Genomic DNA, 23274 nt, shown 5'->3' on the forward strand with positions numbered 1-23274 from the left:
GACCGAATGAATGCGCGCCGAGTGGTGACCGGACATGACGCTTCCGGCAAATCAGTTTTCGTCAGCGACGATTCGGTGGAGCCCGTCGTACCCATGGTGCTGCCGGAGTTCCAAGCTCATCTGCTCTGGGGCGGAGACGAGACCCCACAGTTCCCGGATGACGGCTCCATGCCCGAGTGGCACACCTACTTCCCGCCGATCGGTGGCTTCCGGTTCGGAGTGTTCTCGCTCGCACCGGATACAACAGCGGCGCCGGCCACGCCGGACATGGAGGCGGCGGTGGCCGACAGCGAGGCCAAGTTTCCGGGACTGCTTAGCTACATGGACCCGTCCGATCCCGGAATGCACACCACCGACACCATCGACTTCGAGGTAGTTCTCGACGGCACGATCGTCCTGGAGCTCGATGACGGCGCGGAGGTCACGTTGCATCCCGGGGACACCGTGGTACAGAACGGGACCCGGCACCGGTGGAAGAATCCGGGCGACAAGCCTGCTCGGCTGGCGCTGTTCATCTGTGGGGCACACCACGCCAACGTGCCGCCGCGCTAACTGTGGCGAGCGCGGTCCTCGTAATCGCGCCGCTCCTGTTTGTCGGCGGCCTCGGCGAAGAGGGTGTCGGCGCGCAAAACGCGACTGACCGCTTCTCCGATACGTAGTGGCATCCGCCGCGTCACCGCTATCAGCGCTCCCACGGCGCGCGTAACAACCAAGCGTGGCTTCGGCTTTGCGATCAAACTCACGATGCCTGCCGCGATGTCCTCTGGCTCGGCGTTGCGCAGTCCCGGCATGCTGGCCACGCCGTCGATCATCGACGTGTTGGTCAGCGTCGGCATCACCGCCGAAAGCGTCACCCCGGTGTCGCGCAACTCCAGCCGGGCGGTGTCGGTGTACCCGAGCACCGCATGCTTCGTCGCGCAATACGTGGCGACACCCGGCACTGCGTTCACCGCGGCGACCGAGGCGATATTGATGATGTGGCCCTTCCCCCGTTTCAGCATTCGTTCGGCGGCGAGCTTGGTGCCGAGGATGACGCCGAAGGTGTTGATGGCGATCGTTCGCCGGGTGACTTCGTCGGGCTCGTCGACGAACCGGCCGGCCGGACAGATTCCCGCGTTGTTGACCAGGACGTCGATGGGGCCCAGCTCACGTTCTGCGTCGTCGAGAAACGTCGTGAACGATTGCCGGTCGGTGACGTCGAGCCGCGCGTAGAAGCCCACATCCAGGTCGGTGCCGGCCTCCTTGACCGCTGCTTCGTCGATATCGCCGATGGCCACTCGGCCACCGAGCTCGTGCAGCGTCTTCGCGGTGGCATACCCGATGCCCCGCGCCCCGCCGGTGACGACGATGACCTTCCCGTTGACTGCGGCCGCTCTTACCATGCCTGACCCTAACCCCGTTCGGCCAACCAGCGCTCGGCCCGACGTTTTGACGCCCGGGAAAGCCAGGCGTCCTGGATCAGTTCGTTCAGCTCGACCCGGCCGATCCTTTCTAATGCGCCGGCGCGCACCAACACCGACGGATGCCCGTCGAAACGGCCGGTGGTGAAGAACGGCGAGTCCGGATCCTGGATGAGGGCCAGCTTGTCGCTCTCGGACTCCACCCAAATCATGATCACGTCGCGGTAGCGTTCACCGGTCTCGGGATCTTCGGCGTCGGGCTGCGGCGTGCGGAAGAACACGAACGACTTCCCGCCCACCTGATAGATCGGGTTACCCTTCGGCCCCTCGATCCGCTTGACATGTGGCAGCCCAGCGGCGATTTCGTGCACGTCGGCGAGACGCGCCGGCCGATCACCCATTGCGGCGTTCCAGGCGGTGCAAGTCGACGTCGGACAGCGCGCCGTTGTCGACAACTGCGGTCATGTAGGTGCAGAACGGTTGTCGCCGACGGTCGGTGGGTGAACCCGGATTCAGCAATCGCAGGCCGGTGTGCGCGGTGGTGTCCCACGGGATGTGGCTGTGCCCGAACACCAGCACGTCGGTGTCGGGGTACTGCTGGGCCATCCGCGCCTCCCGGTCCCTCGCGGCCCCGGTCTCGTGCACAACCGTGAACCGCACCCCGCCCAGGTCGGCGTCCGCCCGTTCGGGCAGCCGCGCCCGCAGCTCGGCGCCGTCGTTGTTGCCCCAGCAGGCAACAAGCCGATTGGCCCGTGCTTCCAGTGCGTCCAGCAGCGACGGATCCACCCAGTCACCGGCATGCAGGACAACATCGGCGCCAGCCACCTCGTCCCACACGCGCGCGGGCAGGTCGCGGGCCCGCTTGGGAACATGGGTATCGGCGATCAGCAGCAGCCGCACGACCTACCCCGGCGCCAGCAGCTCGGCCATCTTCGGCATGATCGTCTGCAACCCCTTGATCGGTCGCATCATCACCTTGAACGACACGATCTGGCCATCGTCATTCCAATGGATCATGTCGACGCCGTTCACGTACATGCCGTCGATCGTCGCGGCGAACTCCAGGACCGCGGAGTTCTCGCCGTACCACTGCTCGATGTAGTGAAAGTCGGTGCCGGAAAACATCTTTGCTGCGGCGGTTAGATAGGCGACCGCCTTGTCGCGGCCTTCCTGCGGCGTGAACACGGCAGGCGAGTAGAAGACCGCGTCCGCGGCCAGCAGGGTGTTGAGTTCGGCCACCCGGTCGTTCTCGATGACGTCGATCCAGCGGGCAATCACCGGTGGGGTCATGGCAGTGACACTATCGACGGGGCTGAAATCCGCCCAAAAGCCAAAAGATTGTAAGTGCTCACTATCTTTGGTACGGTCACTTTATGACCTACGACGTGATCGTTCGCAACGGCCTGTGGTTCGACGGAACCGGTGCCGCTCCACAGTCCCGCACGCTGGGCATTCGCAACGGTGTGGTGGCTACGGTGTCCGCCGAGCCGCTCGACGAGACCGACTGCCCCGACGTCATCGACGCCGAGGGCAAGTGGATCGTTCCCGGCTTCATCGACGTCCACACGCACTACGACGCCGAGGTGCTGCTCGATCCCGGTCTGCGCGAGTCGGTGCGACACGGCGTGACGACCGTTCTGCTCGGCAACTGCTCGCTGTCGACGGTGTATGCCGACTCCGAAGACGCTGCCGACCTGTTCAGTCGCGTCGAGGCGGTGCCGCGCAAGTACGTGCTCGGCGCCCTGGAGGCCAAGAAGACGTGGTCGACACCCGCCGAATACGTGCGGGCACTCGACGAGCTGCCGCTAGGGCCGAATGTCGGTTCCATGCTTGGTCATTCGGACCTTCGCACCTCGGTGCTCGGCCTCGACCGGGCCACCACCGACGATGTCCGGCCGACCGACGCCGAGCTGGAGAAGATGGCCGAGTTGCTCGACCAGGCGCTCGACGCCGGCCTGCTCGGCATGTCCGGCATGGATGCGGCGATCGACAAGCTCGACGGCGATCGCTTCCGATCCCGCGCGCTGCCATCGACCTTCGCGACGTGGCGCGAGCGCCGCAGGCTGATCAAGGTGCTGCGCAACCGCGGCCGTCTCCTGCAGAGCGCGCCCGACGTGAAGAACCCGATTTCGGCACTGCTGTTCTTCCTGTCCAGCAGCCGGATCTTCGGCCGGCGTCGCGGCGTGCGGATGAGCCTGCTGGTGTCGGCGGACGCCAAGTCGAACCCCGCCGCGGTGCACGTGTTCGGGCCTGGCACGAGACTTCTCAACGCGCTTCTCAATGCGAAAATTCGGTTCCAGCACCTCCCGGTGCCGTTCGAGTTGTACTCCGACGGAATCGATCTGCCCGTCTTCGAAGAGTTCGGTGCGGGCACCGCGGCGTTGCACCTTCGCGACGAACTCGAGCGCAACAAGCTGCTCGCCGATACCGAGTACCGCCGCCGATTCCGGCGATCATTCGACCGCCGCAAGCTCGGACCGTCGCTGTGGCACCGTGACTTTCACGACGCCGTCATCGTCGAGTGCCCGGATGAAACCCTGATCGGGAAGAGCTTCGGGCAGATCGCCGACGAGCGCGGAATTCACCCGCTCGACGCGTTCCTCGACGTGCTGGTCGACAACGGCGAGCGCAACGTCCGCTGGACCACCACGGTCGCCAACCACCGGCCCAAGCAGCTCAACAAGCTGGCCGTCGAACCGACGATCCACATGGGCTTCTCCGACGCCGGCGCGCACCTGCGCAACATGGCCTTCTACAACTACGCCCTACGGCTGATCAAGCGCACCCGCGACGCCGACCGGGCCGGCGAACCGTTCATGACGATCGAGCATGCGGTTCATCGCCTTACCGCCGAGGTGGCCGACTGGTTCGGCCTCGACGCGGGCACCCTGCGCGAAGGTGAGCGTGCCGACTTCGTGGTCATCGACCCGGCCGGCCTCGACGACTCGGTGGACGCCTACCACGAGGAGAAGGTCCCCTTCTACGGCGACCTGAGCCGGATGGTCAATCGCAATGACGCCGCCGTCGTCGCAACGGGAGTCGGGGGCACCGTCGTGTACCGCAACGGCGAGTTCCGCGACGGCTATGGCCAGACCGCCAAGTCCGGACGCTTCCTACGGGCAGCCTGACATGGCCAGAACCCAGCAGCAACGCCGCGAGGACACCATCGCCCGCCTGCTCGACGCCAGCATCGAAACGATCGTCGAGGTCGGCTACGCCAAGGCTTCGGCGAAGGTGATCAGCCAGCGCGCACAGGTATCCGACGGCGCCCTGTTCCGGCACTTCCCGACCATGAGCGACTTCATGGCGGCGACGGCCTACGAAGTGATGCGGCGCCAGCTGGAGGTGTTCGCCAAACGGGTCGCCGAGATACCGGCGGACAAGCCGGCTCTCGAGGCGGTACTGGCGATTCTGCGTGAGATAACCTCGAACCCGACGAACACGGTGATGTACGAATTGATGGTCGCCGCGCGCACCGACGAGAAGCTGCGGGTGACCCTGCAAGACGTCCTTACCGTGTACAGCGAGAAGATCTACGACGCCGCGCGAACGCTGCCGTCCGCCGACGAGTTGGAAGCATTCGGGGAGCAGAACTTCGTCGCCTTGGTGGCGGTGTTGATCAACACCTTCGACGGCGCCGCAATCGTCCGGCATGTGCTGGAGCAACCCGAGATCGAGGAACAGCGGATCCCATTGCTGACGTCGCTGCTGACCGCTGCGCGCCCGAAGGGATTCGAACCCCCAACCTTCTGATCCGTAGTCAGATGCTCTATCCGTTGAGCTACGGGCGCATGTCTGTAGTTGTGTGGCGGAGGCGAGAGGATTTGAACCTCCGGTCGCCTTTAAGGGCGACAACTCATTAGCAGTGAGTCCCATTCGGCCGCTCTGGCACGCCTCCCGACATTTACCGCCGATCCGACAGCGTACACATCCACAATGGCACCAGGCAAAGCGCAGTTCGGCCCCCATAGACTGGTCGGGTGACCGCCCGCCTGCGCCCTGAGCTGGCCGATCTGCCGGCCTACACCCCGGGCCGGACGGTGCCGGGCGCGATCAAGATCGCGAGCAACGAGACCGTGCACGGACCGTTGCCGAGCGTGCGCGCGGCTATTGAGAAGGCCACCGACACCGTCAACCGGTATCCGGACAACGGCTACGTCGAGCTGAAGGAGCGGTTGGCCAGATACCTGGACAACGGGGCCTTCGGGCCGGAGCACATCGCGGTGGGATGCGGTTCGGTGAGCCTGTGCCAGCAGCTCATCCAGATCACCTCGACCGTCGGCGACGAGGTCGTCTACGGCTGGCGCAGCTTCGAGATCTACCCGTTGCAGGTGCGCACCGCTGGTGCCACCCCGATCCAGGTGCCGCTGACCGACCACACCTTCGACCTCGACGCGATGCTGGACGCCGTCACCGACCGCACCCGGCTGATCTTCGTGTGCAATCCGAACAACCCGACCAGCACCGTCGTCGACCCGGACGCATTGGGCCGGTTCATCGAGGCGGTGCCGTCGGACATCCTGATCGCCCTCGACGAAGCCTACGTCGAGTACATTCGCGACGGCATGCTGCCCGACAGTTTCGGGCTGGTCCGCGAACACAGCAATGTCGTTGTGCTACGGACGTTTTCGAAGGCATACGGATTGGCGGGCCTGCGGGTCGGCTACGCGGTCGGCGACCCCGACATCATCACCGCGGTCGGAAAGGTCTACGTGCCGTTCAGTGCTACGAGCATCTCGCAGGCGGCGGCGGTCGCGTCGCTGGACGCCGGCGACGAGCTGCTGGCCCGCACCGACGCCGTCGTCGCCGAACGGGTCAGGGTGACGACGGCGCTGCGCGAGGCCGGCTACGAAGTGCCACCGTCGCAGGCCAACTTCGTCTGGCTGCCGCTGCCCGGACGAGCCCAGGAATTCGCCGCTGACTCGGCGAACAGCCGAATCATCGTCCGGCCCTACGGCGAGGACGGAGTGCGAGTAACCGTAGCCGCCCCGAACGAGAACGACGCGTTCCTGGAGTTCGCCCAACGCTGGATCGGCGCCTAGCCGCTCGGGTTGCGACCGGTGTACGCGATCAGTCGATCTAGTGCGCCCGCCTCGGCCGGCACATCGACTGGATCGTCGAAGCCGACGTTGGTACGGCCCTCCGGCGTGATGATGACCTGCGCGAGTCCCATCACGTAGTCGGCCAGCGAGTCCGGCGCATCCACCGTGCGTCCCATCGCCATTGCGTAATCCCAAGCGTGGATGAGGAATTCGACGGACAGTACGCCGGCCATCACCCGCGCAGGGGCTTCGTTCTGCCCGAAAGTCACCGTGCCGTCGAGTCCGCGGCGGTGCCAGGCGTCCAGCGCCGGACGGGCCGCAGCGACGACTTGGCGCTCCACCGAGTCGCCTGCGTCACGGTCGGGCAGCTCCGCGCCTGCGGCGCCGCCGATGACGGTGATGGAGTTCATCAGGTGATCGGTCAGTTTGGCGATGTCGAATTCTCGGCACGGAGTTTGCTTGGACAAGTCGTCGTTGGCGATCGGGTGCAGCACGTTCTGCAGGATTGCCAGGCTGGCTTCCGCGCTGGCGAGTTCGTCGGTAGGCGGTGAATCCGGACCGGGGGACAAATCGGCGGGCATGAGCCCACGCTACGTCGTGCGTGCGCCTATCGTTGCGCAGATGAGCACCCATCTGCGGGTCGCCGCCGCGGCGCTGATCCTTCTCGGCGTGATCACCGGCTGCCAGCGCACCACACCCGGCACCGTGGCGATGACGACCGAGCCGGGTCCACCCATAGCCTCGCCCAACCAAACACCGTCGGCGGAGGAACCCGGCTTCCCGAGTATCCCGGGATTTCCGAACATTCCGGGTCTTCCCCAGATACCGGGTTTTCCGATGCCGGGGAGCACCGACGTCCCGGAGGTCCCTGCACCGCCGAACGCGTTGACCATGACGTGCAGCGAGTACAACGGCCTGGACGAGGCCACCCAACTGGCGGTGATCCGCGCAATCCTGGCCGAGGAGCAGAACCGGCAGGGTAACGAGGACGAGATGGTCGCGCTCATCCTGGCCTCCTCCATGTGTCAGCTTCTGCCCGGCGCCGTCGTGAAAGAGGTGGCGCTGGGCGGGTCGCCGCCGTGAGTGGCTAGCCTCTCCTGTCATGGGTGATGCATACGAATCCGTGACCGTCGACATCGAAGGCCACGTCGCGCGGGTGACACTGGTCGGTCCCGGCAAGGGCAACGCGATGGGGCCGGCGTTCTGGGCGGAGATGCCCGAAGTGTTCGGCAAGCTCGACGCCGACCGCGATGTCCGCGCGATCGTGCTCACCGGCTCGGGTAAGAACTTCAGCTACGGCCTCGACCTGCCCGCGATGGGCGGGACGTTGTCGGGTGCGATGTCCGACGGCGCCTCGGCCCGGCCGCGGGCGGACCTGCACGCCACCGTCCTGCGGATGCAGGGTGCGATGAACGCCGTCGCCGACTGCCGCACCCCGACCATCGCATCGGTGCACGGCTGGTGTGTCGGCGGCGGGGTGGATCTGATCTCGGCCGTCGACATCCGCTACGCCAGCGCGGACGCGAGGTTCTCGGTGCGCGAGGTCAAGCTGGCGATCGTGGCCGATGTCGGCAGCCTGGCTCGGCTGCCGCTGATCCTGAACGACGGTCATTTGCGCGAGCTGACGCTGACGGGTAAGGACATCGACGCCGCGCGGGCCGAGAAGATCGGCCTCGTCAATGACGTGTTCGACGACGCCGAGGCGTCGTTGGCCGCCGCGCATCAGACCGCCGCAGAGATCGCCGCCAACCCGCCGCTGGTGGTCAACGGCATCAAGGACGTGCTCGATCAGCAGCGCATCGCGAGGGTGTCGGAGAGCCTGCGCTATGTGGCGGCCTGGAACGCGGCGTTCCTGCCGTCGAAGGACCTGACCGAAGGCCTGCGGGCGACGTTCGAGAAGCGGGCGCCGAACTTCACCGGGGAATAGTCGGACGACGATCAAGCGGCGAGGTACGAGCCGCGTTGTGGGGGTACCGCCCACGCGAAGCGTAGGGGGAGAGTCAGACCCGGGGAATAGGCGTCCAGCCGAGCTCGGCCTTCGCCTTGGCGTTGGACAGCGGCAGCCAGGTGTCGCCGAATGCGATCGCACCGTAAGGGGCGACCAAACCGAACAGTCGCCGCGGGAAAGGCAGCGGCGGCGGCCGGTGAATTTTGGCGGACAGCTCGCGGATGTAGTCGCCGAACGACTGGGGTCGGTCGTCGACGATGTTGTAGATCTGCCCGCCTCGTCCCTTTTCCAGGGCGTCTGCCGTCGCCTTCGCAACGTCGTCAATGTGAATCCACGACACGATTCCGTTGCCCGTGATTGCAGGCATCAACCACCACTTCGCCAGCCGGGTGAACAACTCGGTGTGCGGCACTCCTGGCCCGTAGAAGATGCCGTAGCGCAACACGATTCCCTCGGTGTCGCTGTGCTCGGCGGATGTGAGCACGGTCTGCTCCATGCCGCGCAGCGCCGCCAGCATGTCGTCCCCGCCCTTGGGCGGCGGGCCAGGGTATGGGTCGGTCTCGTCCATCACCGCAGGCCCGCTTGTCGGATAGCCGTATGCGAAGACCACCGACTCGGCCACCACCCGGCGCACACCTGCGCGCTGCGCGGCCCGCACCAGGTTCGGTGCCCCGCGGCCCCATAGCGCACGGGCCGGCTCAAAGTCCTTGACCCGCATGGGCCCCCGCTTCGGCAGCGTGGTCAATAGGCTGACCACCACCTCGGGTTCGATATCGGCGACGATCTTGTCGATCTCGTCGGCATCGAAGACGTCGGCCACCACGGGCTTCGCGCCAGCTTCCTCGATCTGCGGTGTCTTCGCCGCCTGACGGGTCAGGCCGACGACCTCGTGGCCGCGGACATTCAGCTCTCGCAGCAGGGGTAGACCTGGGACGCTGGTGGACCCTGCAACCAGAATACGCATCAGCGCTGGCCCGCTTTCTCCGCAGTAACGTTGGCGCGCAACGCAATCGCGAGTATCACCGTGGTCACCACCAGGCCGCCTGCCTCGAGCCACCCGATCCAATCGCCTGCGCCGTGGTGCGGGTCGATGATGTGGCTGATCGCGTGCAGCGCCCAATGCAGGGTGGCGAACGCCAACGCCGGAGTCCGCCACGACGGCCACCGCACCGCGGCCAGCAGCATCAGGCCCAGCGGTACCTCGAACGTTGCGTTGTCGAAGATGTAGTGATCGTTGCGAACGCCGAAAGTCCCGAGGGTGTCGAAGAACGCTCCGGGCGCGAACATCATGAACAGCCCGATGGTCAAGGCGTACAGCCCGAACACGATCAGGGTCACCTCGACGAACCCGGCTCTTGTGCGAGTAGGTGTCGTTGTCATACGTTCACGCTAATCCGTTAATGGCCTCAAGATAGGCTCCACTTTCATGGCAGTTTCGGGTACCACTTCGAGTCCAGAGCTCCTGGTCGAGCTCGACCGTGCCGGCCCGGAACCACTGCACCGCCAGCTCGCCAACGGGCTGCGCACCGCCATCCGCACCGGTCGCCTCGCACCGCACACCCGAATGCCGTCGACGCGGGTACTCGCGACCGACCTGGGCGTCTCCCGAAGGCTTGTCGTCGACGCGTACAGCCAGCTGATCGCGGAAGGTTTCCTGCTGAGCAGGCACGGCTCGGGCACCCGGGTGGCGACCGTCGATGTGGCGAGCGCGCCGCAACACACTGAACCGACGCGACGCTTCGACGTCGACTTCCTCCCTGGCTCTCCGGATCTCAGCAGCTTCCCCCGCCACGCGTGGCTGCGTGCGCTGCGACAGGGGATGGCCGAGATCGGCTCGGATTCGTTCGGTTACGTCGACCCGCAGGGACTGCCCGCCGCGCGCGCAGCGGTCGCGGACTATCTGCGGCGCACCCGCGGCGTGCAGGCCGACGCGCGGCACGTCGTGCTGTGTTCGGGCGCGACGCAGGCGATCGCACTGCTGGCCCGCGTACTTGGGGACACTGAGATGCCGTTGGCGATGGAAGATCCCGGATTCTGGCTTCATCGGATGGTGTTGCGCCACAACGGCATCGAGCCGCTCGCCGTTCCGGTGGATGCCGACGGCCTCGACGTGGCCGCGCTGGCGGACAGCGACGCAGCATCGGTCCTGGCCACCCCCGCGCACCAGTCGCCGACCGGCGTGGTGCTCTCCGCCGGCCGGCGCACCGCGCTCATGGAATGGGCCAGGGCCGGCCACCTGGTGATCGAGGACGACTACGACGCCGAGTACCGCTACGACCGGGCGCCGGTCGGTGCACTGCAGGGCATCGCACCCGATCGGGTGATCTACATCGGTTCGACGAGCAAGACTCTGGCGCCCGGACTGCGCATCGGGTGGATGGTGTTGCCCCCGCACCTCGTCGGTGCGGCCCGGCTGTCGAAAGGTTTGGCCGACACCGGCAGTTCGGTGATGGACCAGATCGCGTTCGCGCAATTGCTGACATCGGGCGGCTACGACCGGCATCTGCGCCAGATGCGCCGTCGCTACCTGAGCCGCCGAAACGCTCTGCTGGAAGCCCTGGCCCGCTACCTCCCGCAGGCGACGGTGCTGGGCGCTGCCGCCGGCGTCCACCTCACCGTGCGGTTCCCCGCCGGCTATCCGATTACCGACCTGGTCCGGCGGGCGGCAGCAATGCGGGTGAACGTCGAGCCGCTCGCGCCGTGTTATGCGGATCCGGCGACGGCGCCACCTGGGCTGATGCTCGGCTACGCCAACCTGACCGAGTCGCAGATCAACGCCGGGATTCAGGCACTTGCGCGGGCTGCCGGATGACGCGGAACCACAGGTTCGTCGACTGCGGGCCGTCCCAGCCACCACCGAACGCTTCACCCTCGCCGGGCTGTCCCTTGTACGGGTCGTCGCCTCCGAAGGTGCGGCGGACCACGAGCAAGGCCCCGACCTGTGGGATCAGATCGTCAACCGTTGGATTGGGTCCGAGGTAGTCGGCCAGCCACGACATGTCTCCATCCGGACCGGCGATGAAACCGTCGACAGACATTGCGGCCGAGTAGAGGAATTTCGCCACACCTGAAGATGCTGCCCGCGAGACTGTGGGCATGGCAACGGTGGATGTCGAGGTCCACACGACGATCGACCGGCCCCGTCCGGAGGTCGCCGCGTACTGTTGCGATCCGGACAACGCCACCGCGTGGTACGCGAATATCAAAGCGGTGCAATGGGAAACGGCCAAGCCGGTGACGCTGGGCTCGCGTTTCTCGTTCACCAGCGGCTTTCTCGGCCGGACGTTGACGTACACCTACGAAGTGGTCGAGCTGGTGCCGGAACAGCGATTCGTGATGCGCGCGAGCCAGGGTCCGTTCCCGATGGAAACGACCTACTCGTGGGAAGACGCCCCGGACGGGTCCACCTTGATGACGCTACGCAATCGCGGGGAGCCGACGGCTTTCGCCGCGCTGGCGACCCCGATCGTGGCGACGGCGATCCGGCGCGCGACGACCAAGGACCTCGCCCGGCTCAAGTCGATTCTCGAGTCGGGCTAGGGGCTTGTTAGGCTCCCGACGTGCTGAAGCATGCGCTCACCGAGCACGCCGCACCCGAGCGGCTGCTGGTGGCGCGCGGGCTGTTCACCGGCCCGAGCGCCCAGGTGCCCGACGACATGTACGCCCGGATCGTGAGCGGCAAGGCCCACCGCGAACGCAACGCCCTGCACCTCGAGCACGGCGCGACCGTCGATACCAACACCTACTTCGGCCGGCTGCCCGCCAGCTATTTCCAGCGGTGGACCATCGCCACCGAGGTGCAACTGAAACTCGCGTACGAGACGTCCGGCCCCGCCACTTTGCTGCTGCGCGCGTCGGACGCCGGCGGCACCGAGCGGACCGTCACAAGCACCGAGATGGACGGCACCGGCACCGCGGTGCTCTCGACCCGGCTGAACGAATTCGTCGACGGCGGCGCCCTGTGGATGGAATGCAGGGCGGTGAGCGGTCCACTGAGAATCACAGATCAGGAGTGGACGGTGCCCGGGCCCAGGGCCATCCGGCCGGCCGCGATCGCCATCTGTACGTTCAACCGGGCCGACGACTGCGCAACAAACCTCGCGACCATCGCCGGCGACAAGAGTCTGCTGGCCGGCATCGACGCGGTGTATGTCGCCGACCAGGGGACCGACGCCGTCGAGACCCGCCAGCTGTTCCAGGACGTCGCCGCCCATCTCGGCGACAAATTGGTATACCTGCGGCAGCCGAATCTCGGCGGCGCAGGCGGGTTCGCGCGAGGGCTCTACGAGGTGTCAAGCATCGCCGACCACGCCAACGTCATCCTGATGGACGACGACATCCTCTGCGAACCCGAAACGCTGCTGCGGCTCAACGCTTTCGCCAATCTGACCCCGAAACCGACGATTGTCGGCGCGCAGATGCTCTACCTGAAGAACACCCGCCAGCTGCACGTCGGCGCCGAACAAACCGAGATGCCCAGGCTGCGCGCGGGCCGCTGGGCCCCCAACGCGTTGCACAACGCCAACATGTTGAAGTACCGACAGGAGCAGCGCGTCGACGCCGAGTACAACGCGTGGTGGTCATGTCTGATGCCGTCGGAGGTGATCGCCGCGGTCGGCCTTCCGATCCCGATGTTCTTCCAGTGGGACGACATCGAGTACGGACTGCGGGCCCGGGCCGCGGGCTTTCCGACCACGACGCTGCCCAACGCGGGTGTCTGGCACGCCGACTTCCACTGGAAGGACCGCGACGAGTTCATCCGCTACTTCAGCGTGCGCAACGCGCTGATCACTCATGCCGTGCACGGCGAGATCGACCGCAAGACCACCAGCCGGTGGTTGGCGCGCGAGATGACCGAGTGTCTGGTTTCGATGCAATACGGCTTGGCCTACACCATGATTCGCGGAATCGAAGACTTCCTCGAAGGTCCGGCTGTGCTGCAGGACGGCGGACCCGGCGCGTTGGCCGCCATACGCGCGGAGCGATCGGAGTTCGCCGAAACGGTCGTCCACGCCGCGGTGAACATTGGTGAAATCACCGGCGCCGTGCCGCGTATTCATCCGATCGGCCATCGGCCGCGCAAGGACCGAATCAATCTCGTGTTGGCCAAACGCGTGGTGTACCAGTGGCTGGGACGGGTCATTCCCGGGCCGGTCGCCATCACGGCCGCGCACAACGAGTGGTGGCACGTCTCGCTTTTCGGGCACGCGGTTGTCACGGATGCTTCCCAAACCGGCGTACGGGTCCGGCGCCGCGACAAGAAGAAGCTCAAAGAGCTGTCAAAGCGAATGCGCAAGACGCTTCGACGGTTCCGCGCGGAGACACCGTCGCTTCAGACTCGCTATCGGGAGGCAGTTCCCGTGTTGACCGGCCGGGAGAACTGGGCACGGCTTTTCGACAGCTGATCAATGCAGGCGCACGACGACCTGCTCGTTGTTGCCGGTGTAGGCCAGATATTCGAAGGTGCGCCCGGACTGCTCGATGAACTCCCTCCAGGCCCGATACTCGTGCTGCTGCCAGCCGGGGTAGTTGAAGAATTCGTCGAACACCAGCACCGCATCGGGGGCGAGACGGTTTCCGGTGAGGTCCAATATCGTCTTGGTCGACGAGTACAGGTCGCAATCGACATGCACGAACGTGATCTGTTCCTCGTTGCGGGCGAGGAAGCCGGGCAGTTCGTCCTCGAACATGCCGACGATGAGTTGTGCACCCGGAATATCGGGCACTTCCTGCTGTGCGAACTCCCCCGCCGGGAACCCGGTCCGCCAGGTCTCGGGCAAGCCGGTGAATACATCGAAACCGACGACCGTTCGGTCGCTCAGCACGGCATCGGCGATGATCTTGAGCGTGGTCCCGGTCGCCACCCCGAACTCCAGCGCCAGTCCGGGTCCCTTGATCTCGCCGAGCGCGTATCGCAGCGTGTCGTGCGGATGCCAGAACACCGATGCGGTGGGCATCTGTTCGAGGACGAAGGCCGCGCTGTCGTTGGCAGCGGCTGTGTCTTGCGAATGCAAGATGTCGCGGCGGGCAATCTGTTCCAAGTCGTACAGCCGGTGGTGCAGACGGTCGCCCTGCTCAACGATGCGCTCGCCCATCCTGTCGAGAGCCGCCATGTTCTCGGAGTGCATGTCCCGCAGCTGTTGTTGCCGTTGGTCTAGCTGCCGGTCCAGCTCTTGTTGCCGTCGAGCAAGCTCCGCCTCGACAACTTCGGCGACGGCACGTTGCAGCTTCTGCCTGGCGGCCTTCTTGAGCCGGTCGAGCATTCACCAGTCCTCTCCGTCAGGGCGGTGGCGGAGGGATTTGAACCCCCGGACGGTTTCAGCCGTCTCTCGCTTTCAAGGCGAGTGCATTAGGCCGCTCTGCCACGCCACCGCCGACAAGAGTACGGGGTTAGACCCGGCCGACCTTGGCGGCCGACGAACCCGTCCGCAGGCCCGCGCTGATGCGGCGGCAGTTCTCTCCCATCGCGGCGATCTGCGGCCGGGTCAGCTTGCCGAGAAAATGATCGCGGACACCCACGCCATAGGTGGTCATCGCTTGGCGCACCAGTACCCTGCCGTCGTCGGTGATGGTGGCCAGTACGCCGCGGCCATCGTCGGGGCTGGCCCCGCGCCGCACCAGGCCCTGCACCTCCAGCCGGCGGATCTGCCGGGTCACCCTGCTCGGCAGCGACATCAGCCCATCGGCCAGATCTCCCATGCGCGCCGACCCGGCCGCGGACTCGTCCAACATGTCAAGCAGGCGCACGTCGTTCAGCGTCAGATGGTGTGCTTCCACCAGCGACCGATTCAAGGTCGCGTACATCCGCAGCGCCGCGTCGAGGAAGTTTTGCCACGACCTCTGCTCAGCGATGTCCAAACCGGGCATATCGCTGGCCGTACGCCCGGCAATCGTCCCCTCCATTTCGTCATGGTAAATGACGAGACCATTGCTACGGGCCGAAATTCCCGGGTAGTAGCGTTTTGTTCGTGCACGCCGTAGAGGTCACCGCGCCCGGCCGTCTGACCTGGCAAGAAGTGCCCGATGTGCCACCCACAGGTGGCGAGGTGCTGATCAAGGTCAGCGCCGCGGGGGTCAACCGAGCCGATTTGCTGCAGGCCGCCGGCAAGTACCCGCCCCCGCGGGGTGCCAGCAAGATCTTGGGACTGGAGGTGTCAGGCGTCATCGCCGAACTGGGCGAAGGTGTCGATCGCTGGCAGGTCGGGCAGCAGGTCTGTGCGTTGCTGGCCGGTGGGGGTTACGCCGAATTCGTCACGGTTCCGGCCGGTCAGGTGATGCCCGTGCCAGCGCCGGTCGAACTCCACCAGACCGCCGCACTGCCCGAGGCGGCCTGCACGGTGTGGTCCAACCTGCTGATGACGGCGCACTTGGCTGCGGGCGACGTGGTGTTGATTCACGGCGGCGCCAGTGGGGTCGGCACGCACGCCATCCAGGTGGCGCGGGGCTTGGACAGCCGGGTCGCGGTGACCGCCGGGTCGGCAGCCAAGCTCGAACTGTGCCGGGAGCTCGGCGCGGAGATCGTGATCAACTACCGCGACGAAGACTTCGTCGAGCGGGTGCGCGCCGAAACCGACGGCGCTGGGGCTGACGTGATCCTGGACATCATCGGTGCCGGCTACCTCGACCGCAATGTCGACACACTGGCCAACGACGGGCGGTTGATCGTGATCGGCATGCAGGGTGGCGTCAAGGGCGAACTGAATTTGGGCAAGCTGATCGCCAAGCGCGCCGCCGTGATCGGCACCGCGCTGCGGGCGCGGCCGGTGCAGGGCCCCGGCAGCAAGAGCGAAATCGTCGCCGAAGTGGTCCGCAATATCTGGCCGATGATCGCCGACGCCCGGGTGCGACCGGTGATCGGGGCGGAGTTTCCGATCGAGCAGGCCGCCGCGGCGCACCAACTGCTCGATTCCGGCGAGGTGGCCGGGAAGGTGCTTCTGCGGGTGGCGGACTGACGCGTCAGCCGAGCGAGGCCAGCGCGCGAACCAGCTGATCGACCTCGGCGGTCGTCGTGTAATGAGCCAGGCCAAGGGTCACCGCCCCACCGATGTCGTTGACGCCGATCACGTCCAGGACCCGCGAGCTCGCATTGGAGATGGCCAGAATGCCGTTGTCGGCCAGCCGCTGCACCACCCTTTCGGCCGGCACTTCTCTGACTACGAAGCTGATCACCGGGATGGAGACCTCGGGTCTGCCGATGACCATGACGAGTGGCAGCGACCGCAGCGATATCGACAGGTAGTCGTACAGCCTGGTCATGTATGACGCGGCCGACTGCATCGAGATCGCCAGTCTTTCCCGACGCGTTCCGGTGGCCGACTCGTCGAGCGATGCAAGATATTCGATGCTGGCGACCAAGCCGGCAAGCAAGCCGAACTGGTGCACGCCGATCTCCAGGCGTTCCGCCCCGGTGGCATACCGGTTCAGCGCCACCGAACTGAACGAGTCGATGAGCGCCGGGTCGCGGAAAACCAGCGCGCCAATCGGCGGGCCGCCCCAGCCGAGCGCGTTCACCGCAACCACGTCGGCGTCGATCTCGTCGATGTCGACCAGACGGTACGGTGCGGCCGCCGAATGGTCGACAACCACGAAACCGCCCACGTCGTGCATCAGCTTCGTCGCGGGACGTAGATCGGTGATGGTGCCCAATGTCGAAGAGGCGGAGGTGAGCGCGACCAGACGGGTCGACTTGGTGATCAAGTTCTCCCACTGCCAGGTGGGCAACTCTCCGGTCTCGATGTCGATTTCGGCCCATTTCACTTTGGAGCCATAGCGATTGGCGGAGCGCAACCACGGTGCAATGTTTGCTTCGTCGTCGAGCCGAGTGACCACCATTTCATAGCCCAGACCCACCCGCGACGACGACGCGTCGGCCAGCGAGGTGAGCAACAACGCGCGGTCCGCGCCCAGCACCACGCCCCGAGGGTCGGCGTTGACCAGATCCGCGACCGCGTCGCGGGCCGCGCTCAGCACCGCGGCACTGCGTTGGGCCGCCGGGTGCGGGCCGGCCGTGGTGGTCATCGAATTGCGGAATGCGGTGGACACGGTGGTGGCAACGGAGTCCGGCAGCTGCATGCCGTGCTGGGCGTCGAAGTGCACCCACCCATCACCCAGAGACGGATGCAACCCACGCACCCGGGCGACGTCGTATGCCATGCCAGCCACCTTAGAGCTCTGTGCAGTCCACAAACCGACACGGTTTGGCGGGTGCCCAACCGCGCCTCCGCCGTGCCGGACCGGGTCACCTGGCCAGCCATACTAGTCCAGTGGGCTTGGCGTTCGGCGTGCTAATCGCGGCGTTTTTGCTGGTGCTCCCCGGGACCATCGTGGCACGCGCCAGCCGGTTGTCCTGGCCCATCGCGGTGGCCGTCGGGCCGGCACTCACCTACGGCATCGTTGCGCTGGCCATCGTTCCGTTCGGCGCGCTCGGCATCCCATGGAACGCGTGGACCGCATTCTTTGCTCTGGCGCTGGCGACGGTGCTCGCGGCGTGTTTGCCGACGGTGCTGAACCGCTACCCGGACCGCGCCGCGGAGGCGCGGCACCTGGGATGCCGTCTGGCACGCCAACACCATCCGATTCATCCTCGACACCGGGTAGGCCTCCCCGACCCACATGGGCGAGCTGCGCAACATCGAGACCCACGAAGCGCTGTACTCGCCTCCGTGCTCAGTCAGTTGACCGGGGCCGCACCCACCACCGCCTACACCCTCAGCTCGCTGGCGGCGACCGTCTGGTTGTTCCCGGTGAGCGCCGCGGCGTTGACGTGGCACCTGCTGCGCGGCCGACACCGATCCGCGCGTCGCCGAGGCGGTGAAGGCCCTCCATATCCGGTATGTGCTGACCAGCACACCGGTGGTGCTGAAGACCGCCATGCCCGACGGGCTAGTGTCGCTAGAGACGTCGCGGTCGTGGGAGAGGATCTACGACAACGGCGAGGCCCGTATCTACGAATGGCGCGGGAACCTTTGAGGAAGGGAATGCGGGGCACTCTAGAGGGATGACTACCAACACCGACGACGACAACATCGAAATCATCGGCGGCGAGCCGCAGGTGGGGTCGGCGCAAGGCGATTCCGACGACGACCGGTCGCTGACCGATCTGGTCGAGCAGCCCGCGAAGGTGATGCGGATCGGCACGATGATCAAGCAACTGCTGGAGGAGGTGCGGGCCGCACCGCTCGACGACGCCAGCCGCAACCGGCTACGCGAGATCCACAAGACCAGCATCAGTGAGCTCGAGGACGGCCTGGCGCCGGAGTTGGTTGAGGAGCTCGAGCGATTGACGCTGCCGCTCACCGAGGACGACGTCCCGTCCGACGCCGAGCTGCGGATCGCGCAGGCGCAATTGGTCGGCTGGTTGGAGGGGCTATTCCACGGCATCCAAACGGCGTTGTTCGCCCAGCAGATGGCTGCCCGTCAACAACTGGAGCAGATGCGACAGGGCGCGCTGCCACCCGGCATCAGTGCGCCCGGACAACGCGGCGGACCCGCGCACCCCGGGACCGGGCAGTACCTGTAGCGACGGCACCGGTGGTAGCCCCGCACATCGAGACGCGCAACGCGTGGGTGGAATTCCCCATCTTCGATGCCAAGGCGCGCTCGTTGAAGAAAGCGTTTCTCGGCAAGGCCGGTGGCACGATTGGACGCAACGCATCCAATGTCGTCGTCGTCGAGGCGTTGCGGGACGTCACCATGGCGCTGGAACTCGGCGACCGGGTGGGTCTGGTCGGGCACAACGGCGCGGGGAAATCGACCCTGCTGCGGCTGCTGTCGGGAATCTACGAACCCACCCGCGGCGTGGCGTCGGTGACCGGACGGGTGGCGCCGGTGTTCGACCTCGGCGTCGGCATGGACGCGGAGATCTCCGGATTCGAGAACATCATCATCCGGGGGTTGTTCCTGGGGCAGACCCGCAAGCAGATGCTGGCCAAGGTCGACGAGATCGCCGAGTTCACCGAACTCGGCGACTATCTGTCGATGCCGCTGCGCACCTACTCCACCGGCATGCGGGTGCGGCTGGCGATGGGCGTGGTCACCAGCATCGACCCCGAGATCCTGCTGCTCGACGAGGGCATCGGCGCCGTCGATTCCGATTTTCTGCGGAAGGCTCAGGCGCGCCTACAGGGCCTCGTCGAGCGGTCGGGCATCCTCGTGTTCGCCAGCCACTCCAACGAGTTCCTTGCCCGGCTGTGCAAGACCGCGATGTGGATCGACCACGGCAGCATCAAGTTGACCGGCGGCATCGAGGAAGTCGTGCGGGCCTACGAAGGCGAGGACGCCGCGCGCCATGTGCGCGAGGTTCTCGAAGAGGACGCCCGTGAGACGACATGAGTGAGACGGTTGGCGATGAGCGCTCGCGCGAAGAGCGGACGGTTTACGCCGTCCTGGTCACGCATCGCCGTCCCGACGAGCTGACCAAGTCGTTGGACGCGCTGGCCACCCAGAGCCGCGCGCCCGATCACATCGTGGTCGTCGACAACGGTGACGACGAACGGGTCCGTGACCTGGTGGCCGGCCAGCCGGTCCCCACCACCTATTTGGGGTCACGCCGAAACCTCGGCGGCGCAGGCGGTTTCGCGTTGGGCATGCTGCATGCGCTGGCGCTGGGCGCCGACTGGATCTGGCTAGCCGACGATGACGGGCGTCCCAAGGACCGCGACGTGCTGGCAACCCTGCTGGCGTGCGCCGATAAACACGGTCTCGCCGAAGTGTCGCCGATGGTGTGCAATCTCGACGAGCCGGACCGGCTGGCATTTCCACTGCGTCGCGGGCTGGTGTGGCGGCGGCTGGTGAGTGAGCTGCGCACCGAAGGTGGCGGTGTGGTGGGGGTACCACCCGCTTGCGGGGGACTGTTGCCGGGAATCGCATCGCTGTTCAACGGTGCGCTGTTCCGCGCCGCGACCGTCGAGGCGGTCGGCGTGCCGGATCTGCGGCTGTTCGTCCGCGGCGACGAGGTTGAACTGCATCGTCGGCTGGTGCGCTCGGGTCTGCCGTTCGGAACCTGTTTGGACGCAATCTATTTGCATCCGTGCGGCACCGACGAATTCAAGCCCATTCTCGGTGGCCGGATGCACACCCAATATCCCGACGACCCGGCCAAGCGGTACTTCACCTACCGCAACCGCGGCTACCTGCTGTCCCAGCCCGGGCTCCGCAAGCTGCTGCCGCAGGAGTGGCTGCGGTTCGGCTGGTACTTCCTGGTGTCCCGACGCGACCCGGCGGGCTTGCGGGACTGGATTCGGCTGCGCCGGCTCGGGCGCGACGAGAAATTCGGAAAACCCGCACCATGACCTTCACCGACGCCGCCGCCCAGTCCAGGACGATGTCGCGGGCCTGGCGCGACCTGGTCGACGGATTCCACCGCCGCGAACTCTGGCTGCACCTGGGCTGGCAGGACGTCAAGCAGCGCTACCGCCGATCGGTGCTGGGGCCGTTCTGGATCACGATTGCGACGGGGGCCACCGCGGTTGCCATGGGACTGCTGTACTCGAAGCTGTTCAAGCTCCCGCTCGCCGAACATCTGCCCTATGTCACGCTCGGGCTGATCATCTGGAACCTGATCAACGCGGCCATCCTCGAGGGCGCCGACGTGTTCGTCGCCAACGAGGGCCTGATCAAGCAGCTGCCGACGCCACTGTCCGTGCATGTCTACCGGCTGGTGTGGCGGCAGATCATCCTGTTCGCACACAACATCATCATCTTCGTCGTCATCGCGATCATCTATCCCAAACCATGGAAGTGGACCGACCTGGCGGTCATCCCGGCGTTCGGCCTGATCGTGCTGAATTGTGTCTGGGTGTCACTGTGTTTCGGCATCCTGGCCACCCGCTACCGCGACATCAGCCCGCTGCTGTTCAGCCTCGTGCAGCTGTTGTTCTTCATGACGCCGATCATCTGGAACGAGGCCACCCTGCAGCAGCAGGGTGCGGAGTCGTACGCCAAGATCATCGAGCTCAATCCGCTGCTGCACTACCTCGACATCGTCCGGGCCCCGCTGCTGGGCGCCGATCAGGAAGTGCGGCACTGGGTGGTCGTGCTGGTGTTGACGGCCATCGGATGGACCCTCGCGGCGATCGCCATGCGGCAGTACCGCGCCCGGGTTCCGTATTGGGTTTAGAGCCGTCGGGTAGGCACTTTGGCCGAGGCTCTACCGTTATGGAGCTATGAGCATCCCGCAATACGAACCCCCGAAGTCCGCCCCATCGCCCGGAGCAGGCAAGACCCTGCTGTGTCCGAAGTGCGCCGGTGTCATGAACACCTGCGAGCGCAACGGCATCCACCTAGAGCAATGCGACACATGCAAAGGCATCTTCCTCGACTTCGGTGAGCTCGAGTCGCTCACCCAGATGGAGAACAGGTTCGTGCAGGCCGCCCCGCCGCCACCACCTCCGGCGCAGCCGGGTTACGGGTACGACTACGGGCCAGGTTGGGGACACCGCGGCAACAGGCACTACCGCAAACAGGGCTTCGGCCGGCTGTTCTTCTCCAGCTAAAGCATCCGCGCGCACGCGGCGACGAGCGCTTCCTGCGCCTCGTCGTCTTCGTCATGCGTCAGGCCGGCGGCGGCCGCCACTACGACCGCTGCCCGGGCGAACGGCTCGAGCACCGGCCACGGGTCGTCTGTGGGAATCGCGACCCCGCCCGCGGCGAGGTAGGACTCCAGCAGGGTGTGCCAGTCCGCGTCGGGCAGCAAGCCCGCTGCCCAGAAGCCGGCCGGGCGGGCCAGGTCCCACACCGGATCACCGACGCCAAGGTCGTCGATGTCGATGAGTACCCACGGTGCGGTGGGTGAACGGCGGCCGAGCTGACCGAGATGCCAGTCGCCGTGCACCAGGGTCCGCGGCCGATCTTCCGAGCCGGGTCGCAACACCTCGGACGGCAGACCCGCCGCGGCCCGGCGGATGGTGTCGCCGTGCCCGGTCTGCCGCAGTGTCTCGACGGCGCGTCTCAGCCGCTGTGGCCAACCCTGCGGCGGCGGGCGCTTTGCCACCGTCTCGCCATGCAGGCTGGCCAGCAGTCGCCCCGCCTCGGCCCATGGCACACATTCGGGTTGGGGCACAACGATTTCCACCAGCGGCCAACGGGTTCGCAAACGTGTGCCGATGCGATCCGGTGCGGCGGCCAACGGCGTCAGCAGAGAGTCCGCCTCGGCCGCGATGCCCAGTCGGGCCGCCAATGCCCGCGGGTCGGTACCCGGCCGGTGCAGCTTGTAGACCACGTCGGCGTCGACGACGATCTCCGCACCGGACCGGGTCTGCACCCCTCAACGGTATTAGCGCGCGGGCAGCGGGCTGGCAAGGTATGGCTCATGAGTCCCGAGCGTCGTCACATGAGCCTTTACGAACGCGCGATGGAGAAGTTCGCGAGAACGCCCGTCGGGTACTGGTTTGTCCGGAAGGTCGCGCCAAAGATCGACCCGCCACTGCTTCGGCTGACCGGGGGGCGCGTCAGCAGCGTGTATCCCACACCGGTCATGCTGCTCACCACAACCGGGGCCAAGACCGGCCAGCCGCGCACGCTGCCGCTGCTGTATCTCACCGAGGGCGACCGGCTCTTCTTGATGGCCTCGAACTATGGCAGGCCAAGCCAACCGGCGTGGTACCGGAACCTGGTCGCCAACCCCAAGGTCGAGGTGGTGGCGGGCAAGCACAGCGGTACCTACACCGCCAGCGAGATCACCGATCCGGGCGAGCGGGAGTGGGTCTGGGACCTCGCGCTGGATCAGTACGCCGGCTACGCCGACTACGAGCAGCGCGCGGGCGACCGGACGATCCCGCTGGTCAAGTTGGAGCGCGCGACTCGCTGAGTTATCCACAGTCGTAATTTCATCCACAGATGCGGCTTGAGCTGGCCTATGTGGTGGTTTGCGTCTTTGGAGCCGACT

Annotated in this window: 28 protein-coding genes, 3 tRNA genes and 2 pseudogenes; 18 read left to right on the top strand and 15 right to left on the bottom strand. The window is 66.2% G+C overall.

The genetic code is table 11. The annotated features are described in order from the left end of the window. The first annotated feature begins 6 nt into the window (after positions 1-6). Positions 7-552: a cupin domain-containing protein gene (locus ACRDU5_RS04480; RefSeq protein WP_526613136.1), complete on the top strand. Its 546-nt coding sequence runs from the start codon at positions 7-9 to the stop codon at positions 550-552. Here ACRDU5_RS04480 and ACRDU5_RS04485 read toward each other — a convergent pair. Genes ACRDU5_RS04485 through ACRDU5_RS04500 form a run of 4 tightly spaced genes read right to left on the bottom strand, consistent with a single transcriptional unit; the run spans position 549 to position 2690 of the window. Further along, complete coding sequence (locus ACRDU5_RS04485; protein WP_526613137.1) at positions 549-1382, bottom strand: SDR family NAD(P)-dependent oxidoreductase; 834 nt, start codon at positions 1380-1382, stop codon at positions 549-551. The two genes, ACRDU5_RS04480 and ACRDU5_RS04485, sit on opposite strands and share 4 nt — an antisense overlap. Before the next feature lie 8 nt (positions 1383-1390). Beyond that, positions 1391-1801 (bottom strand): MmcQ/YjbR family DNA-binding protein, encoded by a 411-nt coding sequence (locus tag ACRDU5_RS04490; RefSeq protein ID WP_526613139.1) that lies wholly within the window; start codon positions 1799-1801, stop codon positions 1391-1393. Further along, entirely contained in the window at positions 1794-2300 is a 507-nt protein-coding gene (locus ACRDU5_RS04495) for a metallophosphoesterase family protein (protein WP_526613140.1), read from the bottom strand. The genes ACRDU5_RS04490 and ACRDU5_RS04495 overlap by 8 nt, the downstream gene beginning before the upstream one ends. A 3-nt stretch (positions 2301-2303) precedes the next feature. Further along, a complete protein-coding gene (locus tag ACRDU5_RS04500) occupies positions 2304-2690 on the bottom strand; it encodes a nuclear transport factor 2 family protein (RefSeq protein ID WP_526613142.1) in 387 nt (128 codons plus the stop codon). Between the two features lie 83 nt (positions 2691-2773). On the opposite strand from ACRDU5_RS04500, the gene ACRDU5_RS04505 reads away from it, so the two are divergent. Next, positions 2774-4528, top strand: a complete 1755-nt coding sequence (locus tag ACRDU5_RS04505; protein ID WP_526613143.1) for an N-acyl-D-amino-acid deacylase family protein — start codon at positions 2774-2776, stop codon at positions 4526-4528. Position 4529: 1 nt separating this feature from the next. After that, positions 4530-5153 (top strand): TetR/AcrR family transcriptional regulator, encoded by a 624-nt coding sequence (locus tag ACRDU5_RS04510; protein ID WP_526613145.1) that lies wholly within the window; start codon positions 4530-4532, stop codon positions 5151-5153. Here ACRDU5_RS04510 and ACRDU5_RS04515 read toward each other — a convergent pair. Together ACRDU5_RS04515 and ACRDU5_RS04520 are read right to left on the bottom strand one after the other, a co-directional pair. Next, a tRNA-Arg gene (locus tag ACRDU5_RS04515) sits at positions 5119-5191 on the bottom strand. The genes ACRDU5_RS04510 and ACRDU5_RS04515 overlap by 35 nt on opposite strands. Positions 5192-5206: 15 nt before the next feature. Continuing rightward, a tRNA-Ser gene (locus tag ACRDU5_RS04520) sits at positions 5207-5298 on the bottom strand. A gap of 82 nt (positions 5299-5380) precedes the next feature. Here ACRDU5_RS04520 and ACRDU5_RS04525 point away from each other — a divergent pair. Next, entirely contained in the window at positions 5381-6442 is a 1062-nt protein-coding gene (locus tag ACRDU5_RS04525; protein ID WP_526613146.1) for a pyridoxal phosphate-dependent aminotransferase, read from the top strand. Here the strand turns inward: ACRDU5_RS04525 and ACRDU5_RS04530 are convergent. Beyond that, positions 6439-7023 (bottom strand): TIGR03086 family metal-binding protein, encoded by a 585-nt coding sequence (locus ACRDU5_RS04530; RefSeq protein WP_526613148.1) that lies wholly within the window; start codon positions 7021-7023, stop codon positions 6439-6441. The genes ACRDU5_RS04525 and ACRDU5_RS04530 overlap by 4 nt on opposite strands. Before the next feature lie 40 nt (positions 7024-7063). Here ACRDU5_RS04530 and ACRDU5_RS04535 point away from each other — a divergent pair, with 40 nt between their 5' ends. Both ACRDU5_RS04535 and ACRDU5_RS04540 read left to right on the top strand, forming a co-directional pair. Further along, positions 7064-7525: a hypothetical protein gene (locus ACRDU5_RS04535; protein ID WP_526613150.1), complete on the top strand. Its 462-nt coding sequence runs from the start codon at positions 7064-7066 to the stop codon at positions 7523-7525. Positions 7526-7544: 19 nt separating this feature from the next. Beyond that, positions 7545-8369: a crotonase/enoyl-CoA hydratase family protein gene (locus tag ACRDU5_RS04540; RefSeq protein ID WP_526613151.1), complete on the top strand. Its 825-nt coding sequence runs from the start codon at positions 7545-7547 to the stop codon at positions 8367-8369. Positions 8370-8442: 73 nt separating this feature from the next. Here ACRDU5_RS04540 and ACRDU5_RS04545 read toward each other — a convergent pair whose 3' ends face one another. Beyond that, a complete protein-coding gene (locus tag ACRDU5_RS04545; RefSeq protein ID WP_526613152.1) occupies positions 8443-9354 on the bottom strand; it encodes an NAD-dependent epimerase/dehydratase family protein in 912 nt (303 codons plus the stop codon). Then, positions 9354-9770: a DUF4345 family protein gene (locus ACRDU5_RS04550; protein ID WP_526613153.1), complete on the bottom strand. Its 417-nt coding sequence runs from the start codon at positions 9768-9770 to the stop codon at positions 9354-9356. The genes ACRDU5_RS04545 and ACRDU5_RS04550 overlap by 1 nt, the downstream gene beginning before the upstream one ends. Before the next feature lie 46 nt (positions 9771-9816). On the opposite strand from ACRDU5_RS04550, the gene pdxR reads away from it, so the two are divergent. After that, entirely contained in the window at positions 9817-11202 is a 1386-nt protein-coding gene (gene pdxR / locus ACRDU5_RS04555; protein WP_526613154.1) for a MocR-like pyridoxine biosynthesis transcription factor PdxR, read from the top strand. Here the strand turns inward: pdxR and ACRDU5_RS04560 are convergent. Next, positions 11162-11455 (bottom strand): dihydrofolate reductase family protein, encoded by a 294-nt coding sequence (locus tag ACRDU5_RS04560; protein ID WP_526613156.1) that lies wholly within the window; start codon positions 11453-11455, stop codon positions 11162-11164. The genes pdxR and ACRDU5_RS04560 overlap by 41 nt on opposite strands. 31 nt (positions 11456-11486) lie before the next feature. Between ACRDU5_RS04560 and ACRDU5_RS04565 the strand changes: the two genes are divergently transcribed. Together ACRDU5_RS04565 and ACRDU5_RS04570 are read left to right on the top strand one after the other, a co-directional pair. Continuing rightward, positions 11487-11930 (top strand): SRPBCC family protein, encoded by a 444-nt coding sequence (locus tag ACRDU5_RS04565; protein ID WP_526613157.1) that lies wholly within the window; start codon positions 11487-11489, stop codon positions 11928-11930. A 20-nt stretch (positions 11931-11950) separates the two neighbouring features. Then, a complete protein-coding gene (locus ACRDU5_RS04570) occupies positions 11951-13795 on the top strand; it encodes a glycosyltransferase family 2 protein (protein WP_526613159.1) in 1845 nt (614 codons plus the stop codon). Here ACRDU5_RS04570 and ACRDU5_RS04575 read toward each other — a convergent pair whose 3' ends face one another. From ACRDU5_RS04575 to ACRDU5_RS04585, 3 genes are all read right to left on the bottom strand, one after another. After that, positions 13796-14653 carry a class I SAM-dependent methyltransferase gene (locus tag ACRDU5_RS04575; RefSeq protein WP_526613160.1) on the bottom strand — a complete coding sequence of 286 codons (858 nt, stop codon included), beginning with the start codon at positions 14651-14653 and terminating at the stop codon, positions 13796-13798. 22 nt (positions 14654-14675) lie between these two features. Next, positions 14676-14762, bottom strand: a tRNA-Ser gene (locus tag ACRDU5_RS04580). Between the two features lie 18 nt (positions 14763-14780). Further along, complete coding sequence (locus ACRDU5_RS04585; RefSeq protein WP_526613161.1) at positions 14781-15293, bottom strand: MarR family winged helix-turn-helix transcriptional regulator; 513 nt, start codon at positions 15291-15293, stop codon at positions 14781-14783. Positions 15294-15358: 65 nt separating this feature from the next. Here ACRDU5_RS04585 and ACRDU5_RS04590 point away from each other — a divergent pair, with 65 nt between their 5' ends. Beyond that, positions 15359-16342 carry an NAD(P)H-quinone oxidoreductase gene (locus ACRDU5_RS04590; protein ID WP_526613163.1) on the top strand — a complete coding sequence of 328 codons (984 nt, stop codon included), beginning with the start codon at positions 15359-15361 and terminating at the stop codon, positions 16340-16342. Between the two features lie 4 nt (positions 16343-16346). Here the strand turns inward: ACRDU5_RS04590 and ACRDU5_RS04595 are convergent, their stop codons facing one another. Next, positions 16347-17543 carry a cysteine desulfurase-like protein gene (locus tag ACRDU5_RS04595; RefSeq protein ID WP_526613165.1) on the bottom strand — a complete coding sequence of 399 codons (1197 nt, stop codon included), beginning with the start codon at positions 17541-17543 and terminating at the stop codon, positions 16347-16349. A gap of 110 nt (positions 17544-17653) precedes the next feature. On the opposite strand from ACRDU5_RS04595, the pseudogene ACRDU5_RS04600 reads away from it, so the two are divergent. From ACRDU5_RS04600 to ACRDU5_RS04630, 7 genes and pseudogenes are all read left to right on the top strand, one after another. Continuing rightward, positions 17654-18169: pseudogene (locus ACRDU5_RS04600) on the top strand (DUF6541 family protein); the annotation flags it as partial. A gap of 1 nt (position 18170) precedes the next feature. Beyond that, positions 18171-18359 (top strand): annotated as a pseudogene (locus tag ACRDU5_RS04605) (hypothetical protein); the annotation flags it as partial. Between the two features lie 28 nt (positions 18360-18387). Continuing rightward, entirely contained in the window at positions 18388-18909 is a 522-nt protein-coding gene (locus tag ACRDU5_RS04610) for a proteasome activator (RefSeq protein WP_526613167.1), read from the top strand. An 11-nt stretch (positions 18910-18920) separates the two neighbouring features. Next, on the top strand, positions 18921-19721 hold the full coding sequence (gene wzt / locus ACRDU5_RS04615) for a galactan export ABC transporter ATP-binding subunit Wzt/RfbE (protein ID WP_526613168.1): 801 nt from the start codon (positions 18921-18923) through the stop codon (positions 19719-19721). Then, positions 19718-20680 (top strand): galactofuranosyltransferase GlfT1, encoded by a 963-nt coding sequence (glfT1, locus tag ACRDU5_RS04620; protein ID WP_526613170.1) that lies wholly within the window; start codon positions 19718-19720, stop codon positions 20678-20680. The genes wzt and glfT1 overlap by 4 nt, the downstream gene beginning before the upstream one ends. Next, on the top strand, positions 20677-21507 hold the full coding sequence (gene wzm, locus ACRDU5_RS04625) for a galactan export ABC transporter permease subunit Wzm/RfbD (protein ID WP_526613171.1): 831 nt from the start codon (positions 20677-20679) through the stop codon (positions 21505-21507). Before glfT1 ends, wzm begins: the two co-directional genes overlap by 4 nt. Before the next feature lie 46 nt (positions 21508-21553). Then, the gene (locus ACRDU5_RS04630; RefSeq protein ID WP_526613173.1) at positions 21554-21883 is read left to right on the top strand and encodes a TFIIB-type zinc ribbon-containing protein; all 330 of its coding nucleotides are present in this window, start codon (positions 21554-21556) and stop codon (positions 21881-21883) included. Here the strand turns inward: ACRDU5_RS04630 and ACRDU5_RS04635 are convergent. Continuing rightward, positions 21880-22650 carry a phosphotransferase family protein gene (locus ACRDU5_RS04635; protein WP_526613175.1) on the bottom strand — a complete coding sequence of 257 codons (771 nt, stop codon included), beginning with the start codon at positions 22648-22650 and terminating at the stop codon, positions 21880-21882. The two genes, ACRDU5_RS04630 and ACRDU5_RS04635, sit on opposite strands and share 4 nt — an antisense overlap. A 69-nt stretch (positions 22651-22719) precedes the next feature. On the opposite strand from ACRDU5_RS04635, the gene ACRDU5_RS04640 reads away from it, so the two are divergent. Continuing rightward, positions 22720-23196 (top strand): nitroreductase family deazaflavin-dependent oxidoreductase, encoded by a 477-nt coding sequence (locus ACRDU5_RS04640; protein ID WP_526613176.1) that lies wholly within the window; start codon positions 22720-22722, stop codon positions 23194-23196. The last annotated feature ends 78 nt before the right edge of the window (positions 23197-23274 follow it).

It is taken from the genome of Mycobacterium sp. (genome assembly GCF_050701515.1).
Taxonomy (GTDB): Bacteria; Actinomycetota; Actinomycetes; order Mycobacteriales; family Mycobacteriaceae; genus Mycobacterium.